The organism is Bradyrhizobium sp. CCBAU 53415, from assembly GCF_028128735.1.
Taxonomy (GTDB): domain Bacteria; phylum Pseudomonadota; class Alphaproteobacteria; order Rhizobiales; family Xanthobacteraceae; genus Bradyrhizobium.
On the sequence record NZ_LBJF01000020.1, the window covers coordinates 176,330 to 193,713 of the forward strand.

Here is a 17,384-nt window from a genome sequence, read left to right on the forward strand (position 1 = left end):
CCAGGTTGCAGTCGATCGAAGCAACCTCCGTGCCAGACGCATGCGGTCGTCCGTCGCGGCGACCGGTCGCAGATGAGGTTTGTCGGTCATGTGCTGGTCGCGAATATGGAACGCACTTCAATGCATTAGTCGCACCGGAAGATGTTTTTGCGGATCGTGCCGTGGACGCCCCAATTGGCGTCGACGACCTGGGTGACGCCGAAATCAGCGCCCACCGACATCAGCGAGATCGCCTCGTCCTCGCTGAGGCCGTGCACGGTCATCAAAAACCGGCGGAGCTTGCGGAACGCATCGCGCATCGCACGGTCGAGACTGGAGTGATTGGCAATCTCGGTTTGCGCGTCGTTGCCGAGCGCGGCGAGATAGTTCGGATAGGTGAAGCCGTAGAACGACCAGGCGTGGTCGGTCTCCAGCATCGGGTGGTCGAGGCCTTCGAGGCTGGTGCCGGCGAGATCGGCCTTCTTGTGCAGGATGAATTCGAAGTCACCGGTCAGCGAGGTCTCGATCGCGGTGCCGCCGAGCTCGCTGTCGCCCTGGGCAGCATGGGGATCGCCGACCGAGAAATAGGCGCCGGGGACTGCGACCGGATAGAACATCCGCGCGCCCTTGCCGATGCGCCAGTCGTCGATGTTGCCGCCGGTGTAGCTCGGCGGAATCGAGCTGACGAAATCGGCTTCCGATGGTGCGAGACCCATCGTGCCGAAATGCAGTCGCGCCGGCACCTTCACGCTGGACAGGATGTTCTCGCGCTTCCTGATGGAGGCGTGGTCCACGCGCACGCCGGGGTAGTCGATGGTCCGATGCACGATACCGTCAGGGTCGGTCTGTGGCGTCCAGACATAGTTGTAGACCGCCTTCGCATAAGGTTCGCCCGAGGTGTCGAGCTCGAAGATGGTGACGACCTCGCGCGGCTTCGGCTCCTCGATCAGGTCATGATAGTGAAAGCCCCAGTTCGCCGCGACGTTGGAGCCAAAGCAGCGGCCGGCATGGCAGGCGCTGCAGCTCGGCCGCGGCCGGACGTCGAGGATGCGCACTTCGAGGATGTCGCCGGGCTCGGCGCCTTCGATCGCGACCGGTCCGGTGAGCAGGTGCACGCCGATCCCCTCGCCTGCGCCGCGAATGAACGGGCCCACCGTCGGGCCGGAGCCGCGGCGCGCCACGGCCTTGTGCTCGCGAGTCCATTGGAACACGCTCTCGGCGCCGGGATCGCCCTGGATCATGCGCTCGTAATCGTCGTTGGCGTGGTGGGTCAGCGTCTCGATGGTGGCGCGATCCCCGGAGCGCAGCGTCAGGGCAGGCGCGACTTTCTTGGAGAAATAGCCCCAGTGGACGGTCTTCGGCGAAACCGGCAGCGTGACATGCTTCATGAGGTGGCCTCTTCGGGAGACTTGAACGTTGTGGATGCGCCGCTCATCGCACCGCCTCCGGAGTCTTGTCGGCTTCCATCACGCTGAGGAAACGCGCCGTCAGCGGGTTGCGGGGATTGGAGAGCACCTCATGCGCCGGCCCCTCCTCGATGATCGCGCCGCCGCTCAGGAAAGCGACGCGGTCGGCAACCTCGTCGGCGAACCGGATCTGGTGCGTCGAGATGATCATGGTGAGGCCATCGTCGATGGCGAGGCGGCGGATCACCTCCAGCACTTCGTTGACCAGCTCCGGATCGAGCGCCGAGGTCGGCTCGTCCAGCAGCAGCACGCTCGGGTTCGGCGCGAGCGCGCGGGCGATGGCGACACGCTGCTGCTGGCCGCCGGAGAGATGCCGCGGCAGCGCGTCGGCGCGATGCGAGAGACCGACGCGGTCGAGCAGCTCGGTGGCGCGGCGGTCGGCGTCGATGCGCGTCATGCCGTGAACCCAGCGCAGGGGACCGGCGATGTTCTCCTTCGCCGACAGATGAGCGAACAGATTGAACTGCTGGAACACCATGCCGACGCCGACACTGGCGCGCTCATTGGCGATCGCCCGCGGCGACAGCGGCTTGCCGTCCTCGCCAAAGCCGAGGCGCCGGCCGCCGACGCGCACGGTGCCGACGTCCCAGCTTTCGAGATGGTTGATGCAGCGAAGCAGCGTGCTCTTGCCGGAGCCGCTGGGCCCGAGCAGCGCGACCACCTCGCCAACGCGTACCGTGAGATCGAGGCCATCGAGCACCTTCTGCGGGCCGTAGCTCTTGGTGAGGTCCTTTGCTTCCACCGCGATGTTGTTGCGCGCGATCGTCGCGGCGCGGCGGGTACGCTCCTCGCGCGTCAGGGCCAGCGGCGGGGTGTCCGCGATATCTGCGGGAGCGGGATTGGAATCGGTGTCGGTCGTCGCAGCAAGTTCGAGCTTGGTGGCGAGATCGACCCGGCGCCAGGGCAGATAATCGGCGAGCTTGCGCTCGCGGCGCGTGGTGCGGTCGAGATCGAGCAACCATTCGACGAAGAGCTGGATGGCGCTGATGGTCGCGGTCAGCACGAGATAGAGCAGACCCGAGGCGAAGAAGATCGAGAAGAAGTCGAAGGTCGAGGACGCGAGCTGCGTCGAGCGCAAGGTCAGCTCCTGCACCGCGACGACGGAGGCCAGCGAGGAATTCTTCAGCGCGCTGACGGCCTCGTTGCCAAAGGCCGGGATCATGGTGCGGATCGCCTGCGGCGCGATCACACGGCGCATCAGCACTGACGGCGTCATGCCCAGCGCCTGGCCGGCCGTCACCTGCCCGCGGTCGACGCCGAGCACGCCGGCGCGCAGCATCTCCGCGATGAAGGGCGCCTCGTTGCAGGCGAGCGCGAGGCCGGCGGCGAGCACCGCTGGAAGCTTGATGCCGATATGCGGCAGCGCGTCGTAGGCGAACACCATCTGCAGGATCAGCGGCGTGCCGCGGAAGATCACGGTATAGGCCCTGGCGATCGCCGCCAGCGGCCAGAAGCGTGAGAGCTGCATGCCGGCGAGGATCAATCCGAGGATCAATCCACCGCCGAGCCCGAGGGCGGTCACCTCGAGAGTGAGCTCGATGCCCTCGAGCAGATATGGCAGGCTCAGGTAGTGGAGGAACAGCGACATCAGTCGGCCGTCAGGATGTCCGGCTCCTTGAAGTTGTTCACGTCGAGCCCATGCTTCTTCAGGAGTTCCATGTGGGTGCCGGCCTTCTGCACCTCGATCAGCGCGGCGAGCACGGCGTCACGGAATTTCGGCTTGTCCTTGGGAACGGCGATGCCGACCGAATACGGGATCGTCACCGCGATGGCTTTTTCCAGCTTGTCCGGATAGGCCTTCACCGCGCTGTCGACGGTATTGACGTCGTTGATGTAGGTGTCGGCGCGGCCGGCGAGGATCGCCTGGATGCAGTTGGCGTTGTTGTCATAGAGCTGGATCGTCGGCTCGGGCTTGCCGGCCTTCTTGCACTCCGGGATCAGCGCCTGGATCAGGGGCACCTCGACATAGCCGGTGTTCTCGGCGGCAGCCGTGCCGCACATCGACATGTTGATGCCATTGATGCCTTTCGGATTGCCCTTCGCGACCAGCACGCCGTCGAACACCTTCGAATAGGTGATGAAGTCGGCCGCCTTCGCGCGTTCCTTGGTGGCATAAATGTCGGAGATGACGATGTCGGCCTGGCCGGCGGCGAGCGTGGTCAGGAGCGCCGCGAACGTCACCGGCTTGTAGGTCAGCTTGAAGCCGAGGCATTCGCCGATGGCTTCGCCGAGATCGATATCGAAGCCGATGTATTTGCTGGGGTCCTTGGGATCGATGGTCTCATAGCCCGGCGTATGCGGGTTGATGGCGTTGACCAGCGTCTTGCCCTTCCAGTCCGGGTATTTCTCCTGGAGCGCGGCGCAGGCGGCGGGCGCTGCAGCCTGCGCGCTCAGCGGCGCGGCGGCGACGAGACCGAAAGCGATGGCGGCGCCGAGCGTGGCCTTGCGCCATGGCAATGATGCGCGCGCCGTTCCCCGCCGCGCCTGGGGCCAAACCGATTTCTCCATCTCGCCAGTTCCTCCGAAATGTCATGGCACCTGCCATGGTCCAGTGATCGGGGAGGAAGCGTGCGGGAGTGCGCCGCGAAAAGCTTGTCCGCAGGCGTACAAAAAATTGGATGGAGTGCGCCCGGCAATTGGGCAAGGGACTGCACAAAAACTGTTCGCAGGCCACGAAGTGGCGCTGCTGCGGGACTATCGAATTCCGGAGAACCAAATGATCTCGGATGGCGGAGCGATCTGTCCGATCAGAAAAACATTCGGTGAGGCTATTTGACAGGGATATGAAGCCGGCCAGGGGAGGTGCGACGCCGGAACGAAGCACCTACGGCCGGCATCCGCAGCAAACCAACTGGCCCTCCACAGCCTGTCCGCAGCATATCCACAGGCTGACTACGCCGGATTCGTGAGCCCGTGCGAGATACTTGCTGCGCACAAACCCACAGGGGGGGCAGCTCAGCCGCCGGCGTGATCGAACACCGTGCGGCAGGCCTCGCTCAGGCTGGCACGGTTGCGGCGCAGGCAGGCCGTGATGGCGCGGACGTTGGGGATTTCGCCGGCGCAGAGCCGGTAGACGTCGGGGGTGCAGGCCCGGCGCTGTTCGGGAGTCCCATGCTGCGCCTGAGCGGCGGAGGCAAACAGCGACAGGAACAGCCCGACCGTCGATGCGCGGCGCGCCCGGCTCTTTACGCCCGCAAACCGCAAGAACCTTGCCTTCATGACCAACTCTCCCGTTCTGCCCTGCCCGGCTTGTTTCCAGCCAGCACGGTGCGAAGAGGTAGGAGAAACAAATCACTGGGAATGTGATCTCCTTCACACCCGCCGGGCCGCGGAGGCACTTACGGTTCGCCCGGGGATTTTCAGGAATCGCTAACCAATCGGGTTCCGATCGCCGGATCGTTAAAATGCGAGCGATCGGGTCAATCCGGAAACAAACCGGCTTTGCGACATTGCGTCATCCGCGTTTCGGAGGGTGTGATGAGCGAAGCCGAATTCAACCTGCTGCTGGATGCCGTCCGGGACGCCATGGTGTTTGAAGATCTGGCTCCCGCGCCGGGGGAGGAATTCGTGCCTCGCTCGTGGAGTTTCGACAAGACACCCAGGACAACCCCAAAGGCCGCCAATGACAACGAGGGCGCCTGGCCCCTCCTGCCGTTTCCGGACGGCTGGTACGCGGCCTGCTGAGGGCCTTTCCGTTGTGAACCGCAACGCCCGCGCCTCGCGGGCGTTGTGCTATGGACCGGCACCGATGCCCGGCGCGGCCGCGATCATGTCTTGACCTGATCCTCGCCGTCCTGCCGAGTCCTGGCAGGCGCCGGGGGCGGAAAGATGCTGTCATAGATCGCACGGGCTTCGCGAATGAGGCGGGCCCGCTCCAGCTCGGATTTCGGAACAAATCGGACGATATCGCCCACGGCTTCTCCAGCGCTCGATTGATCGAATATTTCACCCAATCGATGCGAACTCTGTGCCAGCCGGCCTGAATCAGCGGTTTCCGCACGCCCCGGGCAAACCCGGTGTGCAGCCCGCCGACCGCCTGCCGGGCAGGACGCGCAATCCTGCGCAAAGGCGATTTTATACTGAAACATCAGATGCTTGTGATGGAGGCCACGTCGGGACTCGAACCCGAGTAAACGGTTTTGCAGACCGGCGCGTAACCACTCCGCCACGTGGCCCCGTAACGGCGGAGCAATATAGGGGATGAAGGGTTTAGGCAACCGCCTTCGTCCGACCATGGCGGCGAAGGCGTCTTCCGTTGTGGACCGGAAGTCTCAGGCGCGTTTGCGACGTCTGAAGTCGCGCCGGCGGCCCTTCGGGGCAGGTTTGGGCGCCAGTTCAGGCATCTCAGCCTGGACTTCGCAGTAGCGTGTCAACAGCCGCTCAAAACTCGCATGCAGCGTATCGGCGATGTCAGGACGCCGCTCGAGCCCGGCGAGGATCGTCGCCGCGGCCTCGATGGTCGAGAGGCCGTCGCTGCGCGGCTCGCGGCGCAGGCGCCCATAGCGCGAGGGATGCGCCGGATTGAGGATCACGCGCTGGCACTTGAGCATCCAGGGATTGCGCCACCACAGCGCCTTGGCCTGGCTCCAGGTGCCGTCGAGCAGCACCACGCCTTCGAGCCTGGCGAGCATCGCGCGCTGGTTCTCCGCGACCTCACCCTTGCGGTTGAGCGCGACGATCTCGCCTTCGGCCTCGAGATCGGCCGCGCGCGCCGAGCCGAGATAGAGCACGGCCCAGTGCGAGGCGTTCTCGACCGGCCGCCCCAGCGCCTTGGACAGGCTCGGCCAGGACAGGCCGACCCGCACGGTCGCATCGGCGAAATGTCTGGCAAGCAGGCGCGCGGTGCCGAGCGCCCTGTCCTGCTCCTGCGGATGCTGGAGGATCAGGAGCGACAGCCGATTTTCAATTGGCGTAACGCTCTCGCAGATGCAGAGCGGCATCGGCTTCTGGCAATGCGGGCATTCGGGGATCGGCTCGGCCGGTGCGGCGGCAGTGTCGGGCGGATTGGACATGGCGCCGCTATACGCTTGAGGCGGCGCTTCAACAACCTATTCCGCCGGTGCAGCCAGCGGACGCGGCTCGGAGCGCCGCCGCAGGCGGTCGATCAAGAGGTAGATCACGGGCGTGGTGTAGAGCGTCAGGATCTGCGAGACGAACAGGCCACCGATGATGGTGATGCCGAGCGGACGGCGCAGCTCCGTGCCGGGGCCGGTCGCGACCACGAGCGGAATGCCGGCGAACAGCGCCGCCATGGTCGTCATCAGGATCGGGCGGAAGCGTGCCTGGCAGGCCTCGAAGATCGCCTCCGCCGAGGACAGGCCGCGCTGGCGCTCGGCATCGAGCGCGAAGTCGACCATCATGATGCCGTTCTTCTTGACGATGCCGATCAAGAGGATGATGCCGACGAAAGCGATCACCGTCAGCGGCGTGTTGGTGAGTTGCAAGGCGAGCAGGGCACCTAACCCGGCCGAGGGCAGCGTCGAGATGATCGTGAGCGGATGGGCAAGGCTCTCATAGAGCACCCCCAACACGATATACATCGCGACCAGCGCGCCGAGGATCAGAAGCGGCTGACGGCTGCTGGTCCTGGCGAAATCGCCGGCATTGCCGTCGAAGCTGCCGCGAATGCCCTCGGGCATGTGCAGTTCCTCCACGGCCCGCTGGATGTTTTGCGTCGCCGCCTGGAGCTGCACGTCGGGCAAGAGGTTGAACGACACCGTGGTCGAGGGGAATGATTGCGAGTGATAGACCGCAAGCGCGGCAAGACCACGCGTCGCGTGCACCACGGCCGACAGCGGCACCTGCGCATCGCCCGCACCCGCGACATAGATGCGCTCGAGGTTGGAGGGATCGACCTGGAATTTCGGATCGATCTCCAGCACGATCATGTACTGGTTGCGCTGGGTGTAGATGATCGAGATTTGGCGCTGCGAGAAGGCGTTGTTCAGCGCGTTGTCGATGTCCTGAACCCTGACGCCGAGCGCCGAGGCCTTCTGCCGGTCGATGGCGAGCGTGAGCTGAAGGCCGCCGGGGTCGCGGTTGCTGGAGATGTCGGTGATGCCCTCGACGCTCTCCATGCGCTTGGCGACGATCGGCGCCCACTTCTGCAGCAGACCGAGCTCGGTGCTGGTCAGCGTGTACTGGTAGTCGGAATCGCTCTGCCGGCCGCCGGCACGGACGTCCTGGGCGGCGAACATGAAGAGACGGATGCCGGGCACGGGGTACAGCGCGCGCCTCAGACGGTCGATCACGACCTGCGTCGAGACGTGGTCGCGCTCCTCCGGCGGCTTCAGGCTGATGTACATGATGCCGCGGTTCGAGGTTGCTCCCCCCGGCCCGCCTCCGGCGCCGACGGTCGAACCGATGCCTGCCACGGCCGGATCCTGCATCACGATGTCGGCGAGCCGCTGCTGCAGGCCGAGCATCGACTGGAACGAGATGTCGGCCGAGGCGCGCGTCGCGCCAATGATGAAACCGGAATCGTCCGTCGGGAAATAGCCCTTGGGGACCTTGATGTAGAGCGTCACCGTAAGCGCGATGGTGGCGAAGAATACCAGCAGCGTCAGCAGCGGAAACTCCAGAACGACGCGCAGGGTCCGGGTGTAGAAGGCGACAACGCGCGACAGCGCGCCCTCGATAATGCGGTCGAACAGGGTCGCGGAATCGGAAGTGGTTTGCCGGATGTAGTGGGCGCAGATCATCGGCGTCACCGTCAGTGACACCAGCGTCGAGACCAGAATGGCGAAGGTCAACGTCAGCGAGAATTCGCGCAAGAGGCGGCCGACGATGCCGTCCATGAAGATCAGCGGCGTGAACGCCGCGATCAGCGACAGGCTGATCGAAACCACCGTGAAGCCGATCTGCTTCGCCCCCTCCTGCGCCGCCCGGAACGGTCGCATGCCATGCTCGAGGTTACGATACATGTTCTCGATCATGACGATGGCGTCGTCGACCACGAAGCCGACGGAAATCGCCAGCGCCATCAGCGACAGATTGTCGATCGAGAAGCCTGCGACCCACATGCCGGCGCAGGTGCCGGCCAGCGCCAGCGGCACCGAGATGCCGGCCGCGATCGTCGGGGTCAGCCGCCGCAGGAACACGAACACCACGGCCATCACCAGGAACGCGGTCGCCAGCAGGGTCCACTGCATATCGAGCACGCTGGCGCGGATCGTGCCGGTGCGGTCGACCAAAGTCGAGATCTCGACGCCGGCCGGAATCCACTGCTTCAGCGCGGGGATCAGCGCCTTGACTCTGTTGACGGTGCCGATGACGTTGGCATCGCCCTGCTTGGTGATCTGGATCAGCACCGCCGGCTGCTTGTTGAACCAGGCGATCGAGCGGGCGTTGCGGACGGAATCCTCGATGTCGGCGACGTCGGAGAGCCGCACGAAATTGCCGTTGGAGCTCTTGATGACGATATCGCGGAACTCTTTCGCAGTACGCATCTGCCGGTTGAGTGCCAGCGTCTCGCTCTGACGCTCGCCTTCGAAGATGCCGACGGGACCAAGCGGGTTCGCGTTGACGATTGCGGTCCGAACGTCGTCGGTGGCGATACCGGCGTTCGACAGCGCGACGGGATTGAGCTGCACCCGCACGGCCGGCTGGTCGGCGCCGGACACCGTGACGTCGCCGACGCCCGGCACCTGCGAGATGCGCTGCGCCAGCACGGTGTCGGCGACGTCATAGATCGCGCTTGCCGACAGCGTCTTCGAGGTCAGCGCCAGCACGAAGACGGGCGCGCCGGCCGTATTCGCCTTGCGGAAGCGCGGCAGCGTCGGCAGGTCGCTCGGCAGGTCGACCATCGCGGCGTTGATCGCCGCCTGCACGTCGCGTGCGGCCTTGTCGATGTTGCGGCCGATGTCGAATTGGAGCTGGATGCTGGTCGTGCCGAGCGTCGAGGTCGAGGTGATCTGGTTGATGCCGGCGATCTCACCCAGCCGCCGTTCCAGTGGCGAAGCCACCGTGGCTGCCATCACGGACGGATCGGCGCCGGGCCGGCTGGCCGACACGAAGATGGCGGGGAAGTCGACGTTCGGGACCGAGGCGACGGGCAGGAACTCGTAGGCGACGACACCCAGCAGGAACAACCCGATCGACAGCAGCGTGGTCGCGACCGGGCGGCGGATGAAGGGCTCCGAGATCGACGCCATCACTGCATCCCCTCGGTCGCGCCGGCGACCGGCGGGCCGCCGGATTCGGCCGGCGGCAGCGCCTGCTCGAGGCGGCGGTTGATGCGGTCGAGCGCGAGGTAGATCACGGGCGTGGTGTAGAGCGTCAGGAGCTGGCTCAGCAGCAGGCCGCCGATGATGGAGATGCCGAGCGGGAAGCGCAGCTCGGCGCCGGTGCCGCTTTCGATCGCGAGCGGCAGCGCGCCGAACAGCGCCGCCAGCGTCGTCATCATGATCGGGCGGAAGCGCAAGAGACACGCCTGCACGATCGCCTCATTGGGCGGCATCCCCTGCCCGCGCTCCGCCTCCAGCGCGAAGTCGATCATCATGATCGCGTTCTTCTTGACGATGCCCATCAGGAGGATGATGCCGATCAGGCCGATCACCGAAAGGTCCTGCCCGCACAGCATCAGCGCAAGGATCGCACCGACGCCGGCCGAAGGCAGCGTCGACAGGATCGTGATCGGGTGGATGTAGCTCTCATAGAGCACGCCGAGCACGATGTAGATGGTGATCACGGCGGCAAGCAGGAGCCAGGGCTGTCCGGCGAGCGCCTTGGCGAATTCGGCGGCATCGCCGGCATAGACGCCGACGATGCTGTTGGGCATGCCGATCCGGGTCTCGATCGTCTTGACCGCCTCGACGGCATCGCCCAGCGCTGCGCCCGGCGCGAGGTTAAAGCTGAGCGAGACGGCGGGGAATTGCGCCTGGTGCGAGATCGCGAGCGGCGCCGTGGTTCGCTTCAGCGTCGCCACGGCCGACAGCGGCACCTGGGCACTGGGGGCGCCGACGGTGGTGCTGGCGGCGCCCGGCAGATATAGTTTTGACAGGATCGAGGGATCACGCTGGTACATCGGCAGGGCCTCCAGCACCACGCGGTACTGGTTGGCTTGGCCGTAGATGGTCGAGATCTGGCGTTGCGCGAAGGCGTCGTTCAGCGTGTCGGTGATGGCCTGGAGGCTGACGCCGAGCTGGCCGGCGCGGGTGCGGTCGACATCGAGCTGGGCCCGCAGGCCGCCCTCCTGCGCCTCAGAGGAGACGTCTCGGAACAAGGGATTGCGCCGCATCTCCGCAACCAGCTTGCGCGCCCATTCCGAGACCAGCGTCGCATCGGTGCCGGTCAGCGTGTACTGGTATTGCGAGCGGCTCGACTGGGTCGAGATCTGCACGTCCTGCACCGGCTGGAAATAGACGGTCATGCCGGGGATGCCTGATACCCGCTCCTTCAGCCGCGTCACGACGCCTGCGACGTCGTCACGCCGCTCGCCGCGCGGCCTCAAGCTCATGACGAGTCGGCCGACATTGGTGGTCGGATTGACCGAGCCCGCACCGATCACCGAGACCACGCCGACGACGTCAGGGTCGGCCTTGATGGCGGCGGCCGCCTCGGCCTGCCGCTTCTGCATCTCCGCGAACGACACGTCGGGCCCGGCCTCCGTCACCGCCGTGATCGAGGCCGTGTCCTGGAGCGGGAGGAAGCCCTTCGGCGCGACGACATAAAGTACCAGGGTTGCGATCAGCGTGGCGAAGGTCACGACCAGCGTGGCGCGCTGACGTTCCAGGACCCACAGAAGCGACCTGTGATAGGCATCGACCGTGCGATCGATGAAGCGGCTGATCGCGGCCAATCCCGGCACCGCCAGCTCCTGATGGGCATGCTTGAGCAGGCGTGAGCACATCATCGGCGTCAGCGTCAGCGAGACCACCGCCGACGTCACGACCGCGATCGTCAAGGTCAGCGCGAATTCGCGGAACATGCGCCCCACGAGGCCCGACATGAACAAGAGCGGAATGAAGACCGCGATCAGCGACACCGTCAGCGAGATCACGGTGAAGCCGATCTCGCTGGCGCCCTTCAGCGAGGCCTCCATCGCGCTGTCGCCGTTCTCCATGTGGCGGACGATGTTCTCGATCATGACGATGGCGTCGTCGACGACGAAGCCGGTGCCGATCGTGAGCGCCATCAGCGACAGATTGTCGAGGCTGAAGCCGGCAAAATACATGATGCCGAAGCTCGTGATCAGCGACAGCGGCAGCGCGACGCCGGCGATCACGGTTGCGCGCACCGAACGCAGGAACAGCAGCACGACCAGCGTCACCAGCACGACGGCAAGGACCAGCGTGAACTGCACGTCCCGCACCGAGGCGCGGATGGTGACGGTGCGGTCGGAGACGATGGTAAGGTTCACGCCGGCTGGGATCGCGCGCTGCACCTTGGGGATTTCGGCGCGGATCTGGCGGACGACGTCGATGACGTTGGCGCCGGGCTGGCGCTGGATGTCGATGATGACGGCCGGCGTGCCCTGATACCAGCCGCCGGTGCGGTCGTTCTCGAGGCCATCGACGATCTGCGCGACGTCGCCGATGGTGACGGGCGCGCCGTTGCGATAGGCGATGATGACAGGCTTGTAGGCGTCGGCGGCGGCGATCTGGTCGTTGGCGGCGATGATGTAGGATTGCTGCGCGCCGTCGAGCGAGCCCTTCGGCCCCGAGACATTGGCATTGGCGATCGCGGTGCGCAGATCCTCCATGGCGATGCCATAGGCCGCGAGACGCGCGAGATCGGCCTGGATGCGCACCGCCGGCTTCAGTCCGCCCAGCACCGAGACGCGTCCGACTCCGGAGATCTGACTCAAACGTTGCGCCAGAATGGTGTCGGCGATGTCGCTCATCACCCGCAACGAGATCGTGTCCGAGCGCAACGCCAGCGTCATGACCGGCGCATCCGCCGGGTTCACCTTGGCGTAGGTCGGCGGATAAGGCAGCGTCTTGGGCAGCACGCCCGCCGCGGCGTTGATCGCGGCCTGCACGTCCTGGGTCGCACCATCGATATCGCGGTTGAGGTCGAACTGGAGCGATATCTGGCTGACGCCGAACGAACTCGTCGAATTCATCGCCGACAGCGACGGGATCTGACCGAGCTGCCGCTCCAGCGGAGCGGTGATCAGCGAGGCAATGACGTCGGGGCTGGCGCCCGGAAGCTGCGTCGTCACCTGCACGGTCGGGAAATCGACCTGCGGCAGCGCCGAGACCGGCAGCGCGAAATAGCCAAGCAGCCCGCCGATCAAGAGCGCAATGCCGAGCAGCGAGGTCGCGATCGGCCGGCGGATGAAGGGTTCGGAGACACCCATGGGATCTGCCTGCCGCTCAGGCGGCTGTTGTCGGGATCATGGCTGCTTGGCTCCACTTCCCGATGCCCCCGGCCCCGGGGCCGGCCCGGTCTGTCCCTTCTGGTCGCCCTCGCTGCTCTTCCGCCTGGCGCGGAACTCGCCGTCCCTGCCCTGGCCGTCCTTCTGGCCTTCTTTGGCACCATCCTTCTTCTGGGCGTCCGGCCCGCGCGTACGCTTGCGCGGGGCGAGATCCGCCGACGGGGTCTGGTCGTCGCGGCCGACGATCACCTTGGAGCCGTCGGACAGATTGGCAAAGCCCGTGGTGACGACCTTGTCGTTCGGCGACAGGCCGCTGGCGATGACGGCGTCATGCTCGTTCTGCTGGGTCACCGTCACGGGCTTGGCCGACACGATATTGTCCTCGCCGATGACATAGCTGAAGGTCCCGATCGGACCACGCTGCACCGCCGAGGTCGGTACCACCAGCGCCTGCGCCAAGGTCTCGACCTTGAGGCGGACATTGACGAACTGGCCCGGCCAGAGCTGGTAACTGGCGTTGGGGAATTCCGCCTTGAGCCTGAGCGTGCCGGTGGTCTGGTCGACCTGGTTGTCGATGCCAGTGAGATTGCCGGTATCGATCACGGTGATGCCGTCATTGCCGAACACGTCGACTGCGAGCCTGCCCTTTGCGGCGGCCGCGTTGACGCGCATGATCTGCTGCTGCGGCAGGCTGAACCATGCCGCGATCGGCTGCAATTGCGTGATCACCACGAGACCCGTGGTGTCGGCGGCGTGGATGATGTTGCCCTGGTCGACCTGGCGCAGGCCGGTGCGGCCCGAGATCGGGGCCACGATCTTGGTGTAACTGAGCGTCGCTGCCGCGTTGTCGATCGCGGCCTGGTCGGCCTTCACCAGCGCCTCGGTCTGCGCGACCAGCGCCCGCTGGGTGTCGGCCTGCTGCTTGGAGCCGGCATTGGAGGCAGCAAGCTGCTCGTAGCGCGCAAGGTCGATGCGCTGGTTGGCGAGCTGGGCCTGGTCCTGCGCCTTCTTGGCGACGGCCTGGTCGTACTGCGCCTGGTAGATCGCCGGATCGATCTCGCCGAGCACGTCGCCCTTCTTGACGTCCTGGCCCTCCGTGAAGTTGACGGCGATCAGCTTGCCGTCGACCTGCGAGCGCACCGTCACGGTGTTGAGGGCCCGGATTGCGCCGACGCCGTCGAGGTAGACCGGCACGTCCTGGATGCGCGGGCTCGCCGCCAGCACGGGCACCGGCAGATCGGGGCGCTGGTTGCGGTTGTTGGCCTGTTGCTGATGCGTGGCGGTCCAGCCGAGGTAGCCGAGCCCTCCCAGGATCGCGAGCGTGATCAAGGTCATGACGAAGCCGCGGCCGCGCGGTCTTTTCGCCGTCCCCTCTTCCGCGCCCTGCTTCGTGTCCGGCTTAAAGAGCATTGACCGGTTTCTCCATCCTCGGCTCCCACCCCCCGCCGAGTGCCTGGTACAGGCTGACGATGGCGAGAAGCCGTGCGAGTTGGGCCTGCCACAGCGCGTCTTCCGCCTGGAACAGGGTCAGTTGGGTGTTGAGCACGGTCACGATATCAGCAGTGCCGGCGCGCAGCTGCTGCTCCGACAGATCGAAGGCGCGGCGCGAGGCGACGACGACGTCGCGCTGCAATTGCAGCCGGATCGTGGTCTGCTTGATCGAGAACAGCGCATTGTCGACGTCGGCAAAGGCCTGGACGATGGTCTTGCGGTAGGTCTGGAGCAGTTCGTCCTGCCGCGCCTTGGCAAATTCGAAATTGCCAAGGATCCTGCCGCCGTCGAAGATCGGTTGCGTTGCGCTGCCGACGAGCTGGAAGAAGGCCGCGTGCGGCTGGAACAGCGAGACCAGCGCCGAGCTCTGATAGCCGCCATTGCCGGTCAACTGAATGGTCGGAAAGAACTGCGCGCGGGCATTGCCGATGTTCGCGGTGGCCGAGGCGAGCTGGGCTTCCTGGCGGCGGATGTCCGGTCGCTGCGTCAGCAGCTCCGACGGCAGGCCGGGCGTCACGCGCGGGATCGCGATCCGGTTCAGTGAGCCGCCGAGCACGCGCACGCTCTCCGGCGGGCGCGATACCAAGACGGCCAGCGCGTTGACGTTCTGGTCGAGCGTCTGGCGCAGCGGCGGCACCAGGGCCTTCTGGTTCGCGAGCACGCTCTCCTGCTGGGCGACGTCCAGATCGGTGCCGGTGCCGGCCTTCCGGCGCTCCCTGACCGCATCGAGAATGCGTTGCGCGCTCGCGATGTTGCGCTGTGAGGTCCTGATGCGGTCCTGCGAGGCCAGCACCTGGAAATAGGCATTGGCGACGGCTGCGAGCGTCGTCAGCGCGACCGTGTCGCGGTCGAAACGATTGGCGTTCGCCGTCTCCTCCGCCGTCTGCAGCGCGTCGCGGTTCTGGCCCCAGAAGTCGAGCTGATAGCTCGCGCTGAGCGAAGCCGAATAATTGACGACCTCGCGCCCGCCGATTGACAGACCGGAGGCGCTCGAGCCTGAGGTGCGGGAATAGGTTTCCGACCCGCCTGTCGACAGACTCGGCAGCAGCGCCGCGCCCGCCTGTCGCGCCTGGGCATCGGCCTGGACGATGCGCGAAACGGCAGCGGCGATGTCGAGGTTGACGGTCTGCGCCTCCTCCATCAGCTGCGTCAGCTCCGCAGAGCGGAAGCCGCGCCACCAGTCCAGCGACGGCGGCGCATCCCCCTTCCCGGCATATTTATACTGCGTTGGTACGTCGAGCGCGGGATCGGGAAGATCCTGTGTCAGTACGCAAGCGCCCGAACCGGCGGAGAGGCACAGCACCGCAAGCCAGCGCGCCGCACGGCGCGTCCAGGACGTAGGCCCCAATGATCGCCGCATCGCGATCGCCGGAACATGTTGTGTCACATCCATCCCCCGCCGGGCAGATCGAGCCGCCACCGCGCCGCGGGAATAACCGATTCGCGGCAGGACAGTCGGGGGGCCTTGGACAACGCGTTCACAGCGGTGATGCTTTCTGCGGAACCTGAGACCCATATTAGCCGGGCGCGGAACAGCGGGACAGTACCGCAGTTGCGAGATGCCCATGCCAACGAGCCGGGAGCGAACTGACAAAAGTGTAAAATGTGCCTGTCTTGCAGCCACTTCTCTCATTACAAAACATCTGGAAGCGTGATCCAGCTTACCAAGATTTCATGTGATATTGCTGCCACATGGGCTCCTGAGACCTTTAATCCGACCGCGCCATACGGCTCCGGCTCGGTCACACCCCTCTGGCCGTCTCACAAGACCGTCAATTGCCGAAGCCGAATCCGTCCATCGTGCCGATATCCTTCGGCTCCCACACGCTATCCACGCTGCTCGATCTCGACCGTCTCGCCCGAGGCAGGAATTGCTCGCAAGGCCACTCACGACGAGCGTTATCTTTTTCTGGCGGAGTCCAGTCACTTCCTCCTCCCGACATTCCGCCTCGCGGCCAGGCAGAATATCACTCTTTGAGCAAGCGTTTCGGCCGGTTCGCCGCAGCGCAAAAGCCTTCCCCTTTGGCCTCCCAAGCACTAGGTTCTGGCCAAGCCTGATCAACCCCTTGATGTGATTTCCCCCGACATGACCATTCGAAACGACGTTGTCGAAGCCATCGGCAACACCCCGCTGATCAAGCTGAAGCGCGCCTCGGAACTGACCGGATGCACCATTCTCGGCAAGGCCGAGTTCATGAATCCGGGCCAGTCGGTCAAGGACCGCGCCGGCAAATGGATGATCCTGGAGGCGGAGAAGCGTGGCGAGCTCAAGCCCGGCGGTCTCGTGGTGGAAGCGACCGCCGGCAACACCGGCATCGGGCTCGCGGTCGTGGCGAGCGCGCGCGGCTACCGCACCCTGATCGTGATCCCGGAGACCCAGAGCCAGGAGAAGAAGGACTTTCTGAAGCTGTGCGGCGCCGAGCTGATCGAGGTGCCGGCCCTGCCCTACGCCAACCCCAACAACTACCAGCACGTCGGCCGGCGGCTCGCCGACGAACTGCGCAAGACCGAACCCAATGGCGTGCTGTTCGCCGATCAGTGGAACAACCTCGACAATGCCAAGGCGCATTACGAATCCACGGGGCCCGAGATCTGGGAGCAGACCAGCGGCAAGGTCGACGGCTTCGTCTGCTCGGTCGGCAGCGGCGGCACGCTGGCCGGCGTCAGCCGCTATCTGAAAGAGAAGAACAAGAACATCCGTATCGCCTGCGCCGATCCGCATGGCGCCGGCATGTACGAATATTTCAGGACCGGCGATGCCAAGGCGACGCCGGGCGGCTCGATCACCGAGGGCATCGGCCTCAACCGCGCAACCGCCATCGTCGAGACTGCAAAGGTCGATGACGCCTATCTCATTCCCGATGCCGAAGCCGTCAGCGTGATCTACGAGCTGCTGCAGCACGAAGGCCTGTGCCTCGGCGGCTCGACCGGCATCAACATCGTCGGCGCGATGCGCCTTGCCAAGCAGCTCGGGCCCGGCAAGACGATCGTCACCGTGCTGTGCGATTCCGGCAGCCGCTATCTGTCGAAGCTGTTCAATGCGGACTTCATGCGCGCCAAGAACCTGCCGGTGCCGGAGTGGCTGGAGAAGCGCAGCAACATCAAGCCGCCCTTCGTGTGATCGGCCC

Annotated in this window: 12 protein-coding genes and 1 tRNA gene; 2 read left to right on the forward strand and 11 right to left on the reverse strand. The window is 65.5% G+C overall.

The window, feature by feature from the left end:
• Positions 1-125: 125 nt before the first annotated feature.
• The 4 genes from XH87_RS13290 to XH87_RS13305 all read right to left on the reverse strand — a co-directional run bounded on the left by XH87_RS13290 (position 126) and on the right by XH87_RS13305 (position 4,664).
• Positions 126-1,367, reverse strand: a complete 1,242-nt coding sequence (locus XH87_RS13290) for an acetamidase/formamidase family protein (RefSeq protein ID WP_271587609.1) — start codon at positions 1,365-1,367, stop codon at positions 126-128.
• Positions 1,368-1,410: 43 nt separating this feature from the next.
• The gene (locus XH87_RS13295) at positions 1,411-3,033 is read right to left on the reverse strand and encodes an amino acid ABC transporter permease/ATP-binding protein (RefSeq protein ID WP_271587610.1); all 1,623 of its coding nucleotides are present in this window, start codon (positions 3,031-3,033) and stop codon (positions 1,411-1,413) included.
• Positions 3,033-3,953 (reverse strand): ABC transporter substrate-binding protein, encoded by a 921-nt coding sequence (locus XH87_RS13300; protein ID WP_158671256.1) that lies wholly within the window; start codon positions 3,951-3,953, stop codon positions 3,033-3,035. Before XH87_RS13300 ends, XH87_RS13295 begins: the two co-directional genes overlap by 1 nt.
• Before the next feature lie 447 nt (positions 3,954-4,400).
• A complete protein-coding gene (locus XH87_RS13305) occupies positions 4,401-4,664 on the reverse strand; it encodes a hypothetical protein (protein ID WP_271587611.1) in 264 nt (87 codons plus the stop codon).
• 258 nt (positions 4,665-4,922) lie between these two features.
• On the opposite strand from XH87_RS13305, the gene XH87_RS13310 reads away from it, so the two are divergent.
• The gene (locus XH87_RS13310) at positions 4,923-5,129 is read left to right on the forward strand and encodes a hypothetical protein (RefSeq protein WP_158671258.1); all 207 of its coding nucleotides are present in this window, start codon (positions 4,923-4,925) and stop codon (positions 5,127-5,129) included.
• Positions 5,130-5,212: 83 nt separating this feature from the next.
• Here XH87_RS13310 and XH87_RS13315 read toward each other — a convergent pair whose 3' ends face one another.
• From XH87_RS13315 to XH87_RS13345, 7 genes are all read right to left on the reverse strand, one after another.
• Positions 5,213-5,533 carry a hypothetical protein gene (locus tag XH87_RS13315; RefSeq protein ID WP_271587631.1) on the reverse strand — a complete coding sequence of 107 codons (321 nt, stop codon included), beginning with the start codon at positions 5,531-5,533 and terminating at the stop codon, positions 5,213-5,215.
• A 13-nt stretch (positions 5,534-5,546) separates the two neighbouring features.
• Positions 5,547-5,620, reverse strand: a tRNA-Cys gene (locus XH87_RS13320).
• A gap of 96 nt (positions 5,621-5,716) precedes the next feature.
• Complete coding sequence (locus tag XH87_RS13325; protein ID WP_271587612.1) at positions 5,717-6,457, reverse strand: tRNA-uridine aminocarboxypropyltransferase; 741 nt, start codon at positions 6,455-6,457, stop codon at positions 5,717-5,719.
• 36 nt (positions 6,458-6,493) lie between these two features.
• Complete coding sequence (locus XH87_RS13330; RefSeq protein WP_271587613.1) at positions 6,494-9,598, reverse strand: efflux RND transporter permease subunit; 3,105 nt, start codon at positions 9,596-9,598, stop codon at positions 6,494-6,496.
• Positions 9,598-12,747, reverse strand: a complete 3,150-nt coding sequence (locus tag XH87_RS13335; protein WP_271587614.1) for an efflux RND transporter permease subunit — start codon at positions 12,745-12,747, stop codon at positions 9,598-9,600. The genes XH87_RS13330 and XH87_RS13335 overlap by 1 nt, the downstream gene beginning before the upstream one ends.
• 36 nt (positions 12,748-12,783) lie before the next feature.
• Positions 12,784-14,175 (reverse strand): efflux RND transporter periplasmic adaptor subunit, encoded by a 1,392-nt coding sequence (locus XH87_RS13340; RefSeq protein WP_271587615.1) that lies wholly within the window; start codon positions 14,173-14,175, stop codon positions 12,784-12,786.
• Positions 14,165-15,616, reverse strand: coding sequence for an efflux transporter outer membrane subunit (locus XH87_RS13345; protein ID WP_271587616.1), 1,452 nt, complete (start codon positions 15,614-15,616; stop codon positions 14,165-14,167). Before XH87_RS13345 ends, XH87_RS13340 begins: the two co-directional genes overlap by 11 nt.
• 726 nt (positions 15,617-16,342) lie before the next feature.
• Between XH87_RS13345 and XH87_RS13350 the strand changes: the two genes are divergently transcribed.
• A complete protein-coding gene (locus tag XH87_RS13350; protein WP_158667655.1) occupies positions 16,343-17,377 on the forward strand; it encodes a cysteine synthase A in 1,035 nt (344 codons plus the stop codon).
• The last annotated feature ends 7 nt before the right edge of the window (positions 17,378-17,384 follow it).

Excerpts from the sequence above, each read along its gene's own strand:
- XH87_RS13290 (WP_271587609.1), bottom strand. The coding sequence starts at position 1,367 with ATGAAGCATGTCACGCTGCCGGTTTCGCCGAAGACCGTCCACTGGGGC.
- XH87_RS13295 (WP_271587610.1), bottom strand. The coding sequence starts at position 3,033 with ATGTCGCTGTTCCTCCACTACCTGAGCCTGCCATATCTGCTCGAGGGC.
- XH87_RS13300 (WP_158671256.1), bottom strand. The coding sequence starts at position 3,953 with ATGGAGAAATCGGTTTGGCCCCAGGCGCGGCGGGGAACGGCGCGCGCA.
- XH87_RS13305 (WP_271587611.1), bottom strand. The coding sequence starts at position 4,664 with ATGAAGGCAAGGTTCTTGCGGTTTGCGGGCGTAAAGAGCCGGGCGCGC.
- XH87_RS13310 (WP_158671258.1), top strand. The coding sequence starts at position 4,923 with ATGAGCGAAGCCGAATTCAACCTGCTGCTGGATGCCGTCCGGGACGCC.
- XH87_RS13315 (WP_271587631.1), bottom strand. The coding sequence starts at position 5,533 with ATGTTTCAGTATAAAATCGCCTTTGCGCAGGATTGCGCGTCCTGCCCG.
- XH87_RS13325 (WP_271587612.1), bottom strand. The coding sequence starts at position 6,457 with ATGTCCAATCCGCCCGACACTGCCGCCGCACCGGCCGAGCCGATCCCC.
- XH87_RS13330 (WP_271587613.1), bottom strand. The coding sequence starts at position 9,598 with ATGGCGTCGATCTCGGAGCCCTTCATCCGCCGCCCGGTCGCGACCACG.
- XH87_RS13335 (WP_271587614.1), bottom strand. The coding sequence starts at position 12,747 with ATGGGTGTCTCCGAACCCTTCATCCGCCGGCCGATCGCGACCTCGCTG.
- XH87_RS13340 (WP_271587615.1), bottom strand. The coding sequence starts at position 14,175 with ATGCTCTTTAAGCCGGACACGAAGCAGGGCGCGGAAGAGGGGACGGCG.
- XH87_RS13345 (WP_271587616.1), bottom strand. The coding sequence starts at position 15,616 with ATGCGGCGATCATTGGGGCCTACGTCCTGGACGCGCCGTGCGGCGCGC.
- XH87_RS13350 (WP_158667655.1), top strand. The coding sequence starts at position 16,343 with ATGACCATTCGAAACGACGTTGTCGAAGCCATCGGCAACACCCCGCTG.